Origin of the sequence: Terrimonas alba (genome assembly GCF_042434975.1) — a bacterium.
GTDB classification, from domain to species: Bacteria; Bacteroidota; Bacteroidia; order Chitinophagales; family Chitinophagaceae; genus Terrimonas_B; species Terrimonas_B alba.
Genome location: NZ_JBHMQM010000005.1, coordinates 388,521 through 405,729 on the forward strand (window position 1 = coordinate 388,521; position 17,209 = coordinate 405,729).

Here is a 17,209-nt window from a genome sequence, read left to right on the forward strand (position 1 = left end):
GATGACCAGAATAAACAAAAATATACAGGTAGCAATCGCAGATGACCATAGTTTGTTGCGCAGCGCATTAGCAAAACTGATAAATACGTTTGAGGGATATAGCGTAATAATGGAAGCAGATAACGGTAAAGACCTGTGCGATAAAATCACTAAAAATATATTGCCCGATATTGTCCTGCTCGACATTAATATGCCCGAAATGGATGGATTTGAAACCACACAGTGGCTATATAAAAAGTATCCGCAAATAAAAGTGTTGACGCTTTCCATGCTTAGTGATGAAAAATCAATTATTAAAATTTTCCGGCTGGGAGCAAAAGGCTATTTGTTAAAAAACGCCAGTCCGGAAGAACTGAAAGAAGCTCTCGATACAATCATGAATAAAAATGTTTACTTATCTGAATATGTTTCGGGCAAGCTAATTAGCGGACTGCATAATGACGTGGTGAATGTAGAGGAAAAGGAAGTAGTGCTAAATGAAAGGGAGAAAGAGTTTTTAAAATGGACCTGCTCCGAACTGTCTTATAAAGAGATTGCTGATAAGATGTACGTTAGTCCCCGTACGGTAGACGACTACCGGCAAGCGCTGTTTGCTAAACTCAAAGTGCACAGCCGCGTAGGGCTGGTGATGTATGCGATAAAAAATAAAATTATTGAATTGTGATCTTTCAGCTTAGCAGTTTTACCGCATAGGCTATTTGACCCAGATGATAAATGTTATGCTGGATCAGGCCATTTAACAAAAAACGAAAATTGTATTGGCGATAATCCACGGTTTCGCTCAAAAAGAATTCATCCTTTGTTTGTAGTAGTGCAATGATTTGTTGGTGAGTAGCAATCAGAGCGGCCAGACCCTCGTCCCAGTCATGAACAGCCGGATCTATTTGCCGCCAATCTAGTTTTTCAAAAGCAGCAAGATCCTGTGAATTATCTTTTTCTATTCGCTTCAATGTAAATTCTGCCCATGTTAACATATGATACAAAAGCTCAGCCAGGGAATGAGAATTGGGAGATGGCTTTTTATATACAATCGATGGATCAATTTCACGCAAGATACCATAGACAGGACGACCATACCAGGGAGTTCCATCCAGCGTATTTTCAAGATTGCTGATAATTGACTGAAGTTCTTTTTTCATTCAAAAAAGTTACGAAAACAATTAATGCCTTGCTTCTTCTTTTATGAACGATAAGAATCTCCGCTGAATATTGTGTGACTACTTCGCCCAATAGGATGCATTACAAATAAAAAGGATTTTGAGAAAATCCTCAAAATCCTTTTAAATCTCAAAAATCATGGTTCTTATTTACTTAAATACATACTCCTGTCCTTATAAAGCTGCCTGAAATAAGGGTCGCGAAGGTCTTTGATAAAACGTATTGCCTCACCGGTTGATTTCATTTCGGGTCCGAGCTCTTTATTTACACCCGGGAATTTGTTGAAACTAAATACTGGTTCTTTGATAGCAAATCCGTTTAGCTTTTTCTCAAACTTGAAATCCTTTAGTGTATGAGTGCCCATCATCACCTTGGTTGCTATATTTAAATAAGGGATCTGGTAAGCCTTGGCGATGAATGGTGTTGTTCGGGAAGCTCTTGGATTAGCTTCTATCACATACACTTTACCATCTTTTACTGCAAACTGTATATTGATCAAACCTTTAATATTGAGTTTGCGTGCAATTTTTTCTGCATAATGTTCCATGGTAGTTACTACCATCGGGGTCAGGTTAAAGGCGGGTAAAACGGCGTTACTGTCTCCACTATGAATACCGGCAGGCTCAATATGTTCCATCACTCCCATCACATGAAAATTCTCTCCATCAAAGATGGCGTCGATCTCAGCCTCCTGGCAACGATCCAGGAAATGATCGATCAGTATCTTATTTCCGGGAATATGTTTCAATAAGCTCACTACCGCTTTTTCAACTTCCTCGTCGTTGATCACAATTCTCATTCGCTGACCACCGAGTACATAAGATGGGCGAACCAGAACGGGATAGCCTACTTTATTAGCAACTTCCACAGCTTCATCTACATCGTATGCAGTACCATAGTCAGGATAGGGAACTCCCAGCTCTTTCAGCAAGTCTGAAAAACGACCGCGGTCCTCTGCTATATCCATGCTGTCATAAGAAGTACCAATGATCTTTATCCCTTTTTCGTGTAAACGCTCAGCCAATTTTAGCGCAGTTTGTCCACCCAATTGAACAATTACTCCTTCCGGCTTTTCATGTTCAATTATTTCCCACAAATGTTCCCAGTACACCGGCTCGAAATACAGTTTGTCGGCCATATCGAAATCTGTACTTACCGTTTCAGGATTACAGTTTACCATGATGGCTTCATACCCTGATTCCTTAATGGCCAATAAACCATGCACGCAGCAGTAGTCAAACTCAATGCCCTGGCCAATCCTGTTGGGACCAGAACCCAATACAATTATTTTCTTTTTAGCCGAAACTTTTGACTCATTAGAAAGAATCTCATTACCCGCAGGCTGATTTTCAAAAGTAGAGTAGAAGTAAGGAGTTTTCGCCTCAAACTCTGCAGAGCAGGTATCTACCATTTTAAAAACTCTCTTGATTCCGGCAGCCTTTCTTTTTTCATACAGCTCATCTTCTTTTCCGTCATTCATGATGCGGCAAAGCTGTTCATCGCTAAAGCCCATTGTTTTTGCTTCACGCAACAGTTCCAGCGGAATGGTAGCAAGTTTATATTTCGCAATTTCCTTTTCGAGGTTTACGATCTTCTGTATTTCATAAATAAACCAGCGATCGATGCCATTAGTAGCTTTGGAAATTGAACTAACCGAAATACCAGCCATCAGGGCATCTTTGATCCTGAATAGTCTATCCCACTTGGGCACTTTAATGTATTCCAGTATTTCTTCTGCATGCATCAGGCTTTTTCCATAATAACCGAGACCTACGGCATTATTCTCCAGGCTCTGACAGGCTTTTTGAATGGCCTCGGTAAAACTTCTGCCAATTGCCATTACCTCACCTACACTCTTCATTTGCAAACCCAATGTATCGTTGGCGCCTTTGAATTTATCGAAATTCCAACGGGGCACTTTTACGATTACATAGTCGAGAGCCGGTTCGAAATAAGCAGAGGTGGTTTTTGTGATTTGGTTTTCGAGTTCATCCAGGTTATAACCGATGGCAAGTTTAGCGGCGATTTTTGCAATTGGATAGCCGGTAGCTTTTGAGGCCAGTGCCGATGACCGGCTTACCCTTGGGTTTATCTCGATCGCAATGATCTCTTCTGTGGCGGGGTTTAAGGCGAATTGCACATTACATCCGCCGGCGAAATTTCCGAGATCCCGCATCATCATGATCGCTGTATTCCGCATGAGTTGCATAGCTGTATCGCTAAGTGTCATAGCCGGGGCCACCGTGATGGAATCTCCGGTATGCACACCCATGGGATCAAAATTTTCAACTGTACAAATGATACAGACATTGTTGCCGCTATCTCTTAATAGTTCCAGCTCAAATTCTTTCCAGCCCAATACCGCTTGTTCCACCAGCACCTCATGTATGGGCGAAGCTTGCAAGCCACGGTTCAGGGCCTCATCTAGTTCCGATTTATCATGCACAAAACCGCCACCTGTTCCTCCCAGTGTAAAGGAAGGGCGGATTACCAGCGGAAACCCGATTTCCTGTGCATACTCTTTTCCCTCTAAAAATGAGTTGGCCGTTTTAGCAGTGGCTACGGGAACTCCCAGTTCAATCATCCATTGACGGAATTTTTCCCTGTCTTCCGCTTTATCGATGGCCTTTATATCTACTCCAATTAGTCTTACGCCAAATTTCTCCCAGATCCCCAGGTCCTCTGCTTCTTTACATAAATTAAGAGCCGTTTGTCCACCCATGGTCGGCAACACTGCGTCAATCTGGTTCTCCTCCAGGATTTGCTCAATACTTTCTACCGTAAGCGGCAACAGGTAGACTTTATCCGCCATCATAGGATCTGTCATGATGGTGGCCGGATTGCTGTTAATAAGGTAAACTTTAATGCCTTCCTCACGAAGGCTGCGGGCTGCCTGTGTGCCTGAATAGTCAAATTCACAGGCTTGTCCAATAATAATAGGCCCTGAACCGATGATCAGGACCGACTGAATAGAAGTATCTTTTGGCATTTTCTTTTTAAAGATGGCCGCCATCCTGAACACTGCAAAGAAAGCGAACCAGTCCCGTCCGAAGGCGGGGTTTTGAAGCGGTTAAATCCCGATTGTTATCGGGACGCAAAACTACGGGAATCTATCCGGTTTGAAGTGCTATTGTGAAAAAATGTTAGTGATATCAGGACGGGACAATTCATAAAAAAAGAACCAGTTCTTTTAACTGGTTCTTTTCTATATATAGACGTACAATCGTTAGGATAAGCTCTTATAACGATTGCCTGGATTGATGTTAGCTATGATAAGTAGCCATTTCAATTTCATCAAGCACCACTTCACCTTGTGGTGTTTCTGCTACACTGTTCGATCTCCTTTCTTCATGCCTTGTCTTCATTTTACTCACCCACCTGTTACGAACCTCCTGGCCCTTTATCATTCCGATAAACAAGCCCGCTACCATGATCAAACTAAACAATAAAGTAGAAATAATCCTTTTCATAACCCGTCCATTTTATAATCATATGTAGTGCTATACTGTTAAAATATCGTGCCAGAAATATATGGCTTGAATGATTAACAATATTACAATGTGAAGGTTGGCTATCAGCATTAAAAAACTGTTAACTCCCTGCGATGAAGATCAAGCCTGTCATCCTAAATATGAGTTGACTGGTTATCCATCGGCTGATTGGGCAGCGTAATTTCTGCCCGTTTTCTTAGCCTGATGTTTAACATTTCTACCGCCAATGAAAAGAATAGACATGAATAGATGATACTCTTGCTTACTTCCTGGTGAAGACCACTGGCGATCAAAACCACACCAATGACGACAAGGAATGAGAGCGCCAACATTTGGAGTGTCGGATGCTGGTTAATAATCCTGGTCACTGGCCCGGCAAAAAGCATCATAATACCAATTGAGATGATCACGGCAATGATCATGATAATGACATTGTCGACCAGGCCAACGGCCGTGAGAATGGAATCGAAAGAGAAAATAGCATCAACCAGGACAATTTGAAAAATGACGGAACCAAAGCCCAGATTTTTCCGGCTCTTTTTTTCATCCGTGGCGGGTAGTTGAAATTTATGATGAATTTCTAATGTGCTTTTGACGATCAGGAAAATTCCACCTGCAATCAGGATTAGATCTTTAAAACTTAAAGCCAGACCGTTTTCGGAAATACCGGGGATAGATGGGAGGGTCAGCACAGGATCTTTTAAACTGATGATCCAATTAATACAAAGTAAGAGACCCACCCTGAAAAGCATTGCCAGGGCTAATCCAATATTACGGGCCCGTCGCTGTTGATCCTTAGGCAACTTGCCGGCAACGATGGAAATGAAAATGATATTATCAATTCCCAGTACAATTTCAAGAAAGCTAAGCGTAAGCAGGCTTATCCAAACGCCCGGGTTGGCAAAGTCGGGAAAGACAAAATCCATAACGCTGAAATTTTAATAAATAAGATTGAGTAGTACAATTAACCGGCCAGTGAATTTGCCGGGGCTTTCTTTTTTCTTCCCATCAGCATCTTCAGTATGACAGGCGCAGTGGTCACTATCACAATACCAATGATGATCTTTTCCAGGTTTTCTTTTACCCATTCATTTTCGCCTAATAAAAAGCCAGCCGTTACAATGCTGCCGGCCCATAAAAAGCTGCCCACAAAATTGTACAGGGCAAATTTTCCTGGATTCATCTTTACAATACCGGCTACGATGGGTGCAAAGGTCCGGACGATAGGAAGAAACCTTGCCATCACAATGGCAGCTCCGCCTCTTTTATCATAGAACTCCTTAGCCTGGATGAGGTATTTTTTCTTGAACAGCCAATTGTCTTTCCGTTGAAACAGCAGGCCATCCGATTTTCTCCCTAACCAATAGCCTGCAAAATTACCCAATGTACCGGCAGTAGTTATCAGCACAACCCAGTAGAGGAGATTGAGCAAAGGCAAACTGAATGGAGCAAGGGCATTGGCGATTACCATGCCAGCGATGAAAAGGAGAGAATCACCGGGTAAAAAGAATCCGAATGGGAAACCGGTTTCGATAAAAACAATAAGTACGACAATATATAACCCGCCATGGGCCATGATCCATGCCGGGTCGGTGAGGTTACTAAAAAATTCTATGATCGTTTGCATAATAGTGATTGAGTGAAGGGTATTTAATAATATATCTATTGTTGAAAGTCTGATCAAAATCAAAAAATGTCGCCCGGGACGCAAAGGGAATAGCAGAGTATTAGCCGATCACGAGTTATGATCAAAACAGGTGATGGAGAAAAAGAAGGCGATAATAGGCCGGCCTTACCAGAAAAGAATTGCCGGCATGTTTGCGTGCCGGTTGACCAACAGTAGCGATGAAAGAAAAATCCTGTTGACCGGAGGTGCAGGAGCTACCAGGAGCCCTTTGTTTGCTTCGGGTGGAATGGTGGTATTCATGCTTGTTTTCCAGCAAATGATTCGGGTGATTGTTCTCCTCCTGGTCGGATGCATGATTTTGTGAAATGGGTCCGGTGGCATTGACCACAGTGGCATTTACCGAAGCTGCATTAATGAACGGGGCTGCAGCAAGGATAAAGTTCAAAAAAAGAAAAATAAATACAGCAATTGACTTATAACTAAACCGGGTATTTATTTTCAGCCACATTGTTGATATCAATAAATTTTGTGGTGCAAAAGTATCAGAAAATTGCCGGGATAAATGTTATTATTTTAATAAAGCCAATTTAATGATTACCATTCTATTTGAACCAGGGCCTTAGTACTTTGCCGGGTGGTTCACCTGATTTATATTTACGTATGTACCTTAAATATATATTGAACAATTCCCTTTTTTTATTTCTGATGCTTGCTTCTGCGGATGCGCAGAATGCAGGTAGAGATATTAAGTTTGATAAGGCGGAGTTTTTTTCAGCAAAAAGATATTTCAGTGTTACCGTAATTCCTCTTGCAATAGCAGCTAAGTCCAATATAAAAGGTGACACAAAAAAATACAGCCTAAAATCAGCCCCCCAGTTGAGCTTTGAAGCACTGATAAACTATCACTATGAATTTGAAAAAAATTATTCTTTGATATTTGGGGCAGGTGGCGGAGTGATCGGACATAATTTGGATTATGCGATTCCTAAAGAAATGTTTGACCCGCCAACAGGCTCTGATATTACCTCAAATAAGGCTCTTTCCAGGGAAATGGATTTATTTTATTTTAAAATACCGGTAGAGATAGAACGAAGGTGGAATAGTGGTATAGAAAACTCATGGAATACAAATATTGGTATTAGTCTTTTATTCTCAATAAATAGAACTGTTGAGGGCTTTGATGCAGTTTTCCTGTATGACGGAAGGACCTATAAATATTTGACAAGAAGTCAGAACAGCAATAATCATGGTAAACCGTGGTTGAATTATCATATTGCGAGCGGTTATACCTGGCAATTGCCCAGGAAAAATTCCATCAGGGCTAATGTTAAAATAAATATGTCCTTTACTGAATTTGCTAAGGTTAGCTACAGTTTTGACTTACCATCACAACCAATTTTGGAAGGACAATACGGAGTAACAGGATCATATATTGGTCTATCCCTAAGCTATATTTTTTCCGGGCTAAACAATTGATCCCGTTAACCGGCTTGTATTTTACAAACGCCCGGCTTAAAATAGCCAGGGCGTTTTAATTTTATACAACACTATTTTTGCAGCATGCAGCGATATTTTTCCGTATTAACCATTTCAATCTTTTGTTGTTTATTTCTCCGGGCCCAGACAGGAATTAAAAATTACCCCAAGGGTTATTTCCGCTGGCCACTTAACCTGAAACCTGAAATTGTCGCCAACCTTGGTGAATTACGCAACAATCACTGGCATATGGGGCTTGATATAAGGACCGCCCAAAAGGAAAATCAAATGGTGTATGCGGCCGCTGCCGGTTATATTGCAAAAATCAAAATAGAACCTTTTGGTTTCGGCCGTGCTATTTACATCAATCATTCAAATGGATTGACAACACTGTATGCCCATTTGAACGACTTCTATCCGGCACTTGAAAAATATGTGACGGAACAGCAATACAAACAACAAACATGGGATATCACACTCGAGTTTACACCACAGCAATTCCCGGTAACTAAAGGAAGTTTTATTGCTTATAGTGGTAATACCGGCGGTTCCGGTGGACCACATGTTCATTTTGAGATCAGGGACACCAAAACGGATAAATGTCTTAACCCTTTATTTTTTGGACTTCCTTTAACCGATAATGTGCCGCCAACGATTGTGAAACTGGCTTTATATGATCGGAGCTTTAGCGTATATGAACAAACACCAAAATTTTATCCATTAAAAAAAGGGCCGGGCGGGTACACCATTTCATCGCTGCCAGTACTAAAGACAGGGCTAACTAAATTGAGTTTTGCCATACAGGCGTATGATAGAATAAACGGTTCTAATAATCAGGATGGCATTTACTCCGCCAAGTTATTTGTCGACAATAAGCCAGTGGTAGTATTTGAAATAGATAGTATAGGGTACGATGCCACCCGGTATATGAATGCGCAAATCGATTACCGCTATAAATATAATGGCGGCCCTTACCTGCAACATCTATCACAGTTGCCCGGAGACTATGGCCCTGTCTATACACAATACAATGGAGATGGCACGATTGTATTATCCGATACTACTGTCCATAATATCAGGATAGAAGTAAGCGATGCTTATTTCAACAAGTCGCAGGTAAGCTTTTCGGTCCAGTATGACGGCAACCTGTCAACTGAATCGGCTCACCCGGCTGCCCATCCGCATTTTATACCCGGCGAAATAAATGTGTTGGAAAAAAAGGACTTTGAAGTCTACATGCCGGAAGATTGCTTATATGATACCGTTCCGGTTTTCTATTACACAACGAACAAACAAAGTGCGGGTAGTCTTTCGCCGGAATATTCGCTTAATAATCCATCCATGCCTGTGCACTACAACTTTACCGTGCGGATAAAACCAACCGAATCATTGCCCGGTAAATGGTATGACAAAGTGATGATAAGAAGATCGTATGGGAGTAAAAGAACGATCCATAAGGCGAAATATGAAAACGGTTTTCTTGTAGCGGATTTTAATGAATTTGGAAATTTCCAGGCTTTTCTCGATTTGGCGCCTCCTACAATAAACGAATTGGGTTATGGGGACACCATAAATCTTAGTGCTGCATCAAGAATTATTTTTTGGCCCGATGACAATTTTGATGTAAAAAATTTTAGGGCTGAACTGGATGGTCAGTGGTTAAGATTTACCAATGATAAAGGCCGGGCTTATATTTATAAATTTGATGAGCGTTGCCCGTATGGTGTTCATGAGCTGCGGGTAACTGTTGAAGACCTTGCCGGCAATACCACAACCAAAAGTTGGTGGTTTAAAAAATATCCTTACACTCCACCGCCAAAGAAAAAAGTTACAAGAAAAACAAGTAGCAAAAAGAAAGCCGGCAGTGTAAGAAAGAAAGCCAGGAAAAAGTAATAATATTATTACCTCACAATCCTTTTAAATCATATTAATCGTGGTTATATTAAAAGAAGGCGATAAATCGCCCGCCTTTACCGGTAAAGATCAAAACGGGAAAAAAGTTTCGCTGGCTGACTACAAAGGCAAAAAACTGGTATTGTATTTTTATTCCGAAGCAGGATCTCCTACCTGTACGATCGAATCGTGCAACCTGCGTGATAACTATGGCCTGCTAAAGAAAAATGGATTTGAAGTAGTCGGTGTAAGCCCCGACGATGAATTGACCCAAAAAAAATTTGAAATAAAATACAAACTGCCTTTTCCGCTGATTGCCGACACTTCGCATGATATCCTGGAAAAATTCGGCGTGTGGGATCAGAAGAAAATGTTTGGCCGGGAATACATGGGCGTTCTGCGCACCACTTTTGTTATCGATGAAAAAGGCATCATCCGGAAAATATTTTTAAAGCCAAAAAATAAAGCTCATGCGGAAGAGATCATTGCTGCATGGAATGCGCTGACTTGAGATAACAGGCAACCTCGTTTTTTCTTTTCCCGTTTAGTCGGAAAATAAAAAACATGCGCAATTTATTATTGGGAGTCTTTATGTTAGCGGGTATTGAAGCCATTTCACAGGATACTACGATAATTGAGCCGCCAAAGCAGCCCGAAACAGATTATATCTGGATATTTTCCTCGCCAAGGCTCATTAATGCTAATACAGTAGAACTACAGCCAAAAGGTATATTGGAATTTAAAGTCACCCATAATTTTGGAGACGTTGCGGGAGATAACGGAGGAGTAAAAAATTTTTTCGGCCTTGATAATGCAACCGATGTCCGCATAGGTTTTCAGTATGGCTTGAGTAAACGCATTAATCTTATTGCTGCAAGGGCAAAAGGTGCGGGTTCCGTACAACAATTATATGAATTAGGGTTTAAATACAGGCTGCTTCAACAGGCCAATGATTCAAAACATCCATTGTCGCTTACACTATTTGCGAATACTGTTGTTTCGTCCATGAAGGCAAGTATAGTTGCCAACCAGGAAAACTCATTTGATGATTTTAGCGACCGTTTAAGTGAGACAGTTCAATTACTGATTGCAAGAAAGTTTGGTAAGGTTAGCTTGCAACTAAGTCCAACCCTGGTCAACAGAAATTATGTGCCGAGTGAGGATGACAACACCTTGTTTGCCCTTGGCGGGGCTTTTCGATTACCGGTGAGGGGTAGGTTTAGTTTATTGTTTGATTACTTCCATACTTTCCGCAGTCAAAGCAGCATCGATTATTTCAAAACACAAGGCGTTAAATTTTATGATGCGATGGGAGTCGGAATTGAACTGTTAACGGAAGGCCACGTTTTTCATTTGAACTTTACCAACGCTACCGAAATACTGGAGAATCGTTTTATTCCAGGAACAGCAACCTCCTGGGGCGATGGTGAATTCAGGTGGGGATTTACGGTGTCAAGAGATTTTGATCTTTTTTGGAAAAAGAAGAATAGAAAGTAGCTCTCACAACATGAACGGTTGGTTTACAAAAAAGGGTTCTTGTATTTACAAGAACCCTTTGTGTATGGGACATTGATGGTCGGATTAGTCAGTCAGCCTGCCACCTGCATTGATCCAGGCGGTGATTTTATCCTTGTCGGTTTGCGAAAGTGGGCCAGTCGGTGGCATTGGTGTTGGATTGTTGTCAACAGCTCTTGCTTTGATCCTGGTTTTATTGGTCACGATATTGCAATTAGAGGTCCAGTTCATTCCTCCATTGGCAATAGTATTGTTATGGCAACTTTCGCAATTCGCCTGGATTACACTTTTAACGGCATTAAACAGTGGGCCTGGTGTACCGGAACAAGCTGCAGGTGGTTGGGTCGGAGGAGTATCGCTTCCGCTATCTCCTTTGCTGCAGGAGAATAATATAACGCCGGTCATAAGAACAAGAGAAAGTTTGGTAACAGATATTTTTTTCATCGGGTTTTTTTGTTGAGTGAATAAATCATTACTATTGTTTTGATAAAATCGAAATGATCAACAAAAAAGTTGCCTTGAAAAAATAGCCGGGATTAATTTTTTTTCAGGAATGGCTTCACACTCACTGTAAATAGCACACCTGCGCTATTCAATTTTACCTTGCCATAACCAACTCCACTAACAGGAACCTTTACATAAGGTTCTCCCATTACAGATACACGGTCATTGAGGGAATATCTATAACCTCCTGATAAATTGAGAACGGAGAAGAAATGGGAATTTTCATTTTTATAAGTGCGATGATAAAGCTGTGGTTGTCCCCATGAATTTTTGTAATAATAATCGTATGCTTCTTTCTTCATCAGGTAGGAGGAAAGCCCACCCGATACAAACCAATTGTGCTTTTTACCAGGTGCAAAATTATATACAACCGACACGGGTATTTCATAAACCAGGCAATTCGCATCTATCTTTTGCAGGTTAGAATAATAATTCCAGAAATTGCCAGGCGGATGATAATCGGCGGAATCAGCATCATAAATTTTCTTGCCAACAAAAAATCCTGTCCGGACACTGATCTTTTTTGATAAATCATAGCTGACTCCAATACCATATGGCAGCGCTAACTTACCCGGTCTGTCAATCCCAACACTGCTGATGTCCGGTCCAAAAGAAAAAGTGAAACTCAAATTTTTGCTAAAAGAAGAAGTTTTTTTGGTTGTTTTTTTTACAGTTTCAGTTGTTTTGTTCCCGGTTGTATCGATTTGGGAGGTTAAGGTATCTCCCGGAATTTTGGCAACAGAACTACTATCAACCCGTGTCACGTTTATTTTTTCAATATTCTTTTTTTCTTCGTTGTCTTTGGCTGTTACAGTCACGTCTTGTGATGCTATGTCGTTTTTATGATCGGAAATATTACCGGGTCTTTGATTGTTATTTGGAGCCTTGTTTTTAACTGGTTGATTGCTTCGCGGGTATTTCTGCTTTTGAACAGGTTCCAAAGTCGATTTAGTAACGGTTGCTTTTTGGGAAATTAAATCGTTTTTTATCGTGGATTGATCCTGTTGATTTGAATGATTGCCGGGTGCTGTCTTTGTAGTTGTCGCATCATCGATTAATGGTATAACGTTATCGTTGTTTTCACCGGAAGGTATTTTTTCAGATAGCTTAACAGTATTGGTATCTTTTGAAGAAGCGACCGGGCTTTGAACAGTGCTGTTTTTCTGCTGCGAAATTGACTGATCAATATTGCCTCTTTTTTGAAGAAAGAATAAAACAATACCTCCTCCAAGTAGCAGGGGAAATAAAAGAAAAATAAAGCGTCTTCTTTTTTTCTTTACCGGCAAATGTTCGTCTAACAACAATTCCATTTTTTCCCATGCTTTTTCATGGTTCGACGAATCGCTGTTGTTTTCGGCTTCCTCCATCTTCTTATGTAACTCGTCAGACCACATTTTTATGGGCTATTTCATTTTGATGAGATAATATTTTTTGTAATTGTTTTCTGGCTTTTGCCAAATTAGATTTGGATGTGCCTACCGATATGCCTAATTGATTGGCTATTTCCTCATGGCTAAATCCTTCGATGATAAAGAGGTTCAGCACTGTTCTGTATCCTGGCGTTAATCGCTTTATGGCATTTATTATTTCTTCGTACGCAATTTTTGAAAATGAGTCTTCATCGGTCGCTGGCAGGTGCATATATGACTCATTGAGCTCAGAAGTCATTTGATGCTTGTGATTTTTGCGAAAATGGTCGATTGCTGTGTAGATCATGATCTTTCGAAGCCATCCCTTAAAGGAGCTAACCGTATCGGTGTAAGCCGGCTTGAATCGGTATATTTCGACAAACACCTTTAAAAATCCGTCATTGAGGATTTCGGTGGCATCTTCTTCGTGGTTGGTATATCGGTGGCAGATAGACATGGCATACCCATAGAAAGAGCTGTAAATTTTCTTTTGGCTCTCTCTTTTATTCAGAGTACATCCCCTGATATGTATTTCTAATTCCTGCTCCGACAGCAAATCCGGTTGGTTTAAAAGAGTAATCGGTAATAAAAGTTAAAAGGTTGCCTTGTGCTTTATTAAGTTACGCTATTTTGCGGACAGGAAGGGCATCACCCACTCAACTGAACCAAAATCAAATTCTTCTTCCAACGCATGTTGTACCACAAGCCGGCCACCTGGACTCACGGTCTTAATTGTGGCTTCAAAAACACGGTTTCCCTTTTTCAATTTTACCAGTCTGTTTTTTTGATAAAGATGTTCAATATAAAAATTGTAAATATCTGCAAAGCCGCCATGGACGAGGTGTTGAAAGTTTTTATTGAAAACAGTGCAAAATTCTTTAGCCAGTTCCACAGTATTAAATTCCCCACCCGTCAGCTGTTTCAACGAAATAGGATTTCTCAGTTCGGGTGGAAATGCTACCTGGTTGATATTTATGCCGACACCCACTACTGCCCAACGCCAAACCGGGCTCCCGTTAGTCCCGGTTTTTCCGCTGCCTATCACATTCTCAATCAATATTCCACCTGCCTTTCTGTCGTGCCAATACAGATCATTCGGCCATTTAATGCGGGTTTTCTTGCCGGCATATTTATCCAAAAACTCACAGGCTGATGCAGCTACACAGGCACTTAATTGAAATTGTTGTGCCAGTTGCAGTGGAGACGGGTCGAGAACGATACTTATTATCAGGCTGGTTTCTTTCTCCGTGGTCCATGATTTATTTCGCTGACCCTTGCCGGCAACTTGTTCATGCGCAAAAAAAGCCATTCCATGCCGTGCCAAACCTTCATGTATTTGGGTAAGGGCATAATTGTTGGTACTATCTACTGATGAAAGCTCAATAAATGGCATTCCAAGCGTCCTGTAAAAAGGAGGTTGTGGCAATTAATTGTTATTTTTGAGCAAAGTAAACTAGTTTCTGATTACAGGGTAACGGTTGTTTAAAAACGTTATTAGTTTGGCGCCCTTACCTGTAATTAATAACCGGGGAATAATAACTTCTTAAAAAATATTTTTTTATTTGGAACAACTTGCAGCCTTATCTACCCGTAAATTAAAAAGTACAAATCGCTTAACCCAACGGTCCAAAATCATTAAAACCATTATTGATGCGATTAATGAGAAAAAGGGAGAAAATGTAGTCTCTCTTGATCTTCGCAAAATCAATGAAGCTGTTGCTGATTTCTTTATTATTTGCGAAGCGGGTAACCAGCCACAGATCAAAGCCATTGCTGAAAATATAGAAGAGCAGGTAAAGAAAAAGTGTGGTGAAAATCCATATCATCATGAAGGCTATCAAAACCTGCAGTGGGTATTGGTTGATTATGTGAATGTTGTCGTGCACGTAATGTTGACCGAAACCCGCAAATTTTATAAACTGGAGGAAATGTGGAGCGATGCATCCGTGCAAAATCATGAAGATTAGTGTTAAATGTTATAATCGTCAAACTTTTTCTCTTAAAAATCATTAATTAGCAGGAATATATACTAACATGTCGCAAGAACCATTTTATAACAAAAAGGATAAGAATAGTAGCCCGAGGTTCGGAAATCGCCAGAATGGGGGTGGGCCTGAAGATCCTAATCAATCGCAACGCAGGGGACCTAAATTCAGTATTTATTGGATATACGCCATCATTTTTGCTGTACTCATTGGATTTCAGCTATTCGGCCCTTTTTCACCTAATACCGCTTCCATTGACCAGGATTATTTTCAGCAGGTTTTGAAAGCAGGAGATGTTGAAAAATATGTAGTTATCTCAAACCGCAACCTGGTAAAGATTTACTTGAAAAAAAGCTCCCTGGCAAAATACAGTGATAAGCTGGAAAAAGGCTTTGGCAAAACCAGTGCTGAAGGCCCGCATCTTAGCTTTAAAATCGTTTCCGGTGACTCCTTCAAAGACGATATGCGGAAGTTTTATGCCGACAACCCCGAGATAAAGGATGTTGGCACCGTTGACACCGAGAGTGACTGGTTTAGCAAATCCATTTCTTTTCTGCTTCCGATTTTACTTTTTGTTGGTCTTTGGATACTGCTCATGCGTAAAATGGGCGGTGGTGCCGGTGGGGGTGCGGGACCCGGCGGTATTTTTAATATTGGCAAATCGAAAGCTACTCTGTTTGATAAAGGCACAAAAGTAAATATCACTTTCGCTGATGTTGCTGGCCTGGATGAGGCCAAGGTTGAGGTGATGGAAATAGTTGACTTTTTAAAGAGTCCCAAAAAATATACAGCGCTGGGTGGTAAAATACCCAAAGGCGCCCTGTTGGTAGGCCCTCCGGGTACTGGTAAAACGTTGCTTGCAAAAGCTATGGCGGGAGAAGCACAGGTTCCTTTCTTCAGCTTAAGTGGTTCCGACTTTGTTGAAATGTTTGTAGGTGTTGGTGCCAGCAGGGTGCGGGATTTATTTAAACAAGCAAGAGAAAAAGCCCCCTGCATCATTTTTATCGATGAGATTGACGCCATTGGCCGGGCGCGGGGTAAGAATGTGATGATGAGCAACGATGAAAGAGAAAGCACCTTGAATCAATTGCTCGTAGAAATGGATGGCTTTGGAACGGATGTGGGCATTATTGTACTGGCAGCTACAAACCGCCCTGATGTGCTGGACTCTGCTTTGCTGCGTCCGGGTCGCTTTGACAGGCAAATATCAATTGACAAACCAGATGTAAAAGGAAGAGAAGCTATTTTTAAAGTACACTTGAAGCCCATCAAAACATCTGAAAAACTGGATGTACATAAGCTGGCGGAGCAAACACCTGGTTTTGCCGGTGCCGATATCGCCAACGTATGTAATGAAGCTGCATTAATCGCCGCGAGAAAAGGTAAAGAAGCAGTGGATATGCAGGATTTCCAGGATGCGGTGGATAGGGTAATTGGCGGCCTGGAAAAGAAAAATAAGATTATTTCGCCCGACGAAAAAAAGATCATTGCTTACCACGAGGCGGGACATGCTATTTGTGGTTGGTATCTTGAACATGCTTATCCTTTGTTGAAAGTGACGATAGTGCCGCGGGGTACCGCTGCACTGGGATATGCACAATACACCCCGAAAGAGCAATACCTCTATAACACCGATCAGTTGAACGATCAAATCTGTATGACTTTGGGTGGAAGGGCCAGCGAAGAAATTTTCTTTGGAAAGATCTCGACCGGCGCTCAAAATGACCTGCAACAGATCACAAGGACAGCCTATGCAATGGTTACCGTTTACGGCATGAATGCAAAAGTTGGTAATGTGAGTTTCTATGACCCCCAACAGGAAAACTCATTTACCAAGCCCTATTCAGAGGAGACATCAAAGATCATTGATGAAGAGGTGAGGAAACTGATCGAAGAATCTTACGAAAGAACGAAGAAGTTATTGGAAGAAAAGAGGGAACAGGTAACAAAACTTGCTGAAGCATTATTAAACAAAGAGGTGTTGTTCCAAAGCGACGTGGAAACTTTAATTGGTAAACGTCCCTTTGAAGAAAAGAAATCGTTGGTAGATGATGAAGTGATACCAGCCGAACAAGGAGAGATATCCGCCGGTGTGCCACCTTATGACAGCGACGTAACCAATAAAGCTTTGCCATAATGGTTTCAAAAGTT

Annotated in this window: 17 protein-coding genes; 7 read left to right on the top strand and 10 right to left on the bottom strand. The window is 41.1% G+C overall.

The genetic code is table 11. The features are described 5' to 3' along the window. Nucleotide 1 precedes the first annotated feature (1 nt). Nucleotides 2-664: a response regulator gene (locus ACFEL9_RS16630; RefSeq protein WP_385892364.1), complete on the top strand. Its 663-nt coding sequence runs from the start codon at nucleotides 2-4 to the stop codon at nucleotides 662-664. A 4-nt stretch (nucleotides 665-668) separates the two neighbouring features. Here the strand turns inward: ACFEL9_RS16630 and ACFEL9_RS16635 are convergent, their stop codons facing one another. From ACFEL9_RS16635 to ACFEL9_RS16660, 6 genes are all read right to left on the bottom strand, one after another. Beyond that, nucleotides 669-1,139, bottom strand: coding sequence for a DinB family protein (locus tag ACFEL9_RS16635; protein WP_385892366.1), 471 nt, complete (start codon nucleotides 1,137-1,139; stop codon nucleotides 669-671). A 164-nt stretch (nucleotides 1,140-1,303) separates the two neighbouring features. Beyond that, entirely contained in the window at nucleotides 1,304-4,147 is a 2,844-nt protein-coding gene (gene carB, locus ACFEL9_RS16640) for a carbamoyl-phosphate synthase large subunit (RefSeq protein ID WP_385892368.1), read from the bottom strand. Nucleotides 4,148-4,421: 274 nt separating this feature from the next. Beyond that, nucleotides 4,422-4,628 carry a hypothetical protein gene (locus tag ACFEL9_RS16645; RefSeq protein ID WP_385892371.1) on the bottom strand — a complete coding sequence of 69 codons (207 nt, stop codon included), beginning with the start codon at nucleotides 4,626-4,628 and terminating at the stop codon, nucleotides 4,422-4,424. 155 nt (nucleotides 4,629-4,783) lie between these two features. Continuing rightward, nucleotides 4,784-5,575 (bottom strand): TerC family protein, encoded by a 792-nt coding sequence (locus tag ACFEL9_RS16650; protein ID WP_385892373.1) that lies wholly within the window; start codon nucleotides 5,573-5,575, stop codon nucleotides 4,784-4,786. Between the two features lie 38 nt (nucleotides 5,576-5,613). Then, a complete protein-coding gene (locus ACFEL9_RS16655) occupies nucleotides 5,614-6,276 on the bottom strand; it encodes a DedA family protein (RefSeq protein ID WP_385892375.1) in 663 nt (220 codons plus the stop codon). A 121-nt stretch (nucleotides 6,277-6,397) separates the two neighbouring features. Further along, nucleotides 6,398-6,784, bottom strand: coding sequence for a hypothetical protein (locus ACFEL9_RS16660; protein ID WP_385892378.1), 387 nt, complete (start codon nucleotides 6,782-6,784; stop codon nucleotides 6,398-6,400). A 170-nt stretch (nucleotides 6,785-6,954) separates the two neighbouring features. Here ACFEL9_RS16660 and ACFEL9_RS16665 point away from each other — a divergent pair, with 170 nt between their 5' ends. The 4 genes from ACFEL9_RS16665 to ACFEL9_RS16680 all read left to right on the top strand — a co-directional run bounded on the left by ACFEL9_RS16665 (nucleotide 6,955) and on the right by ACFEL9_RS16680 (nucleotide 11,142). Continuing rightward, the gene (locus ACFEL9_RS16665) at nucleotides 6,955-7,752 is read left to right on the top strand and encodes a hypothetical protein (RefSeq protein ID WP_385892380.1); all 798 of its coding nucleotides are present in this window, start codon (nucleotides 6,955-6,957) and stop codon (nucleotides 7,750-7,752) included. 84 nt (nucleotides 7,753-7,836) lie between these two features. Beyond that, nucleotides 7,837-9,645 carry a peptidoglycan DD-metalloendopeptidase family protein gene (locus tag ACFEL9_RS16670; RefSeq protein WP_385892381.1) on the top strand — a complete coding sequence of 603 codons (1,809 nt, stop codon included), beginning with the start codon at nucleotides 7,837-7,839 and terminating at the stop codon, nucleotides 9,643-9,645. Between the two features lie 40 nt (nucleotides 9,646-9,685). Next, the gene (gene bcp / locus ACFEL9_RS16675; protein WP_385892383.1) at nucleotides 9,686-10,156 is read left to right on the top strand and encodes a thioredoxin-dependent thiol peroxidase; all 471 of its coding nucleotides are present in this window, start codon (nucleotides 9,686-9,688) and stop codon (nucleotides 10,154-10,156) included. 53 nt (nucleotides 10,157-10,209) lie between these two features. Beyond that, nucleotides 10,210-11,142, top strand: a complete 933-nt coding sequence (locus ACFEL9_RS16680) for a DUF5777 family beta-barrel protein (RefSeq protein WP_385892385.1) — start codon at nucleotides 10,210-10,212, stop codon at nucleotides 11,140-11,142. Nucleotides 11,143-11,226: 84 nt separating this feature from the next. Here the strand turns inward: ACFEL9_RS16680 and ACFEL9_RS16685 are convergent, their stop codons facing one another. The 4 genes from ACFEL9_RS16685 to ACFEL9_RS16700 all read right to left on the bottom strand — a co-directional run bounded on the left by ACFEL9_RS16685 (nucleotide 11,227) and on the right by ACFEL9_RS16700 (nucleotide 14,499). Further along, nucleotides 11,227-11,604 (bottom strand): c-type cytochrome, encoded by a 378-nt coding sequence (locus ACFEL9_RS16685; RefSeq protein WP_276503037.1) that lies wholly within the window; start codon nucleotides 11,602-11,604, stop codon nucleotides 11,227-11,229. A gap of 92 nt (nucleotides 11,605-11,696) precedes the next feature. Continuing rightward, nucleotides 11,697-13,058: a porin family protein gene (locus ACFEL9_RS16690; RefSeq protein ID WP_385892388.1), complete on the bottom strand. Its 1,362-nt coding sequence runs from the start codon at nucleotides 13,056-13,058 to the stop codon at nucleotides 11,697-11,699. Continuing rightward, nucleotides 13,048-13,629: an RNA polymerase sigma factor gene (locus tag ACFEL9_RS16695; RefSeq protein WP_276503035.1), complete on the bottom strand. Its 582-nt coding sequence runs from the start codon at nucleotides 13,627-13,629 to the stop codon at nucleotides 13,048-13,050. The genes ACFEL9_RS16690 and ACFEL9_RS16695 overlap by 11 nt, the downstream gene beginning before the upstream one ends. A 69-nt stretch (nucleotides 13,630-13,698) precedes the next feature. Then, complete coding sequence (locus tag ACFEL9_RS16700) at nucleotides 13,699-14,499, bottom strand: biotin--[acetyl-CoA-carboxylase] ligase (protein WP_385892390.1); 801 nt, start codon at nucleotides 14,497-14,499, stop codon at nucleotides 13,699-13,701. A 136-nt stretch (nucleotides 14,500-14,635) separates the two neighbouring features. On the opposite strand from ACFEL9_RS16700, the gene rsfS reads away from it, so the two are divergent. Continuing rightward, nucleotides 14,636-15,040, top strand: coding sequence for a ribosome silencing factor (gene rsfS, locus ACFEL9_RS16705; protein ID WP_385892391.1), 405 nt, complete (start codon nucleotides 14,636-14,638; stop codon nucleotides 15,038-15,040). A 67-nt stretch (nucleotides 15,041-15,107) separates the two neighbouring features. Beyond that, nucleotides 15,108-17,195, top strand: a complete 2,088-nt coding sequence (gene ftsH, locus ACFEL9_RS16710; RefSeq protein ID WP_385892394.1) for an ATP-dependent zinc metalloprotease FtsH — start codon at nucleotides 15,108-15,110, stop codon at nucleotides 17,193-17,195. Nucleotides 17,196-17,209: the final 14 nt, after the last annotated feature.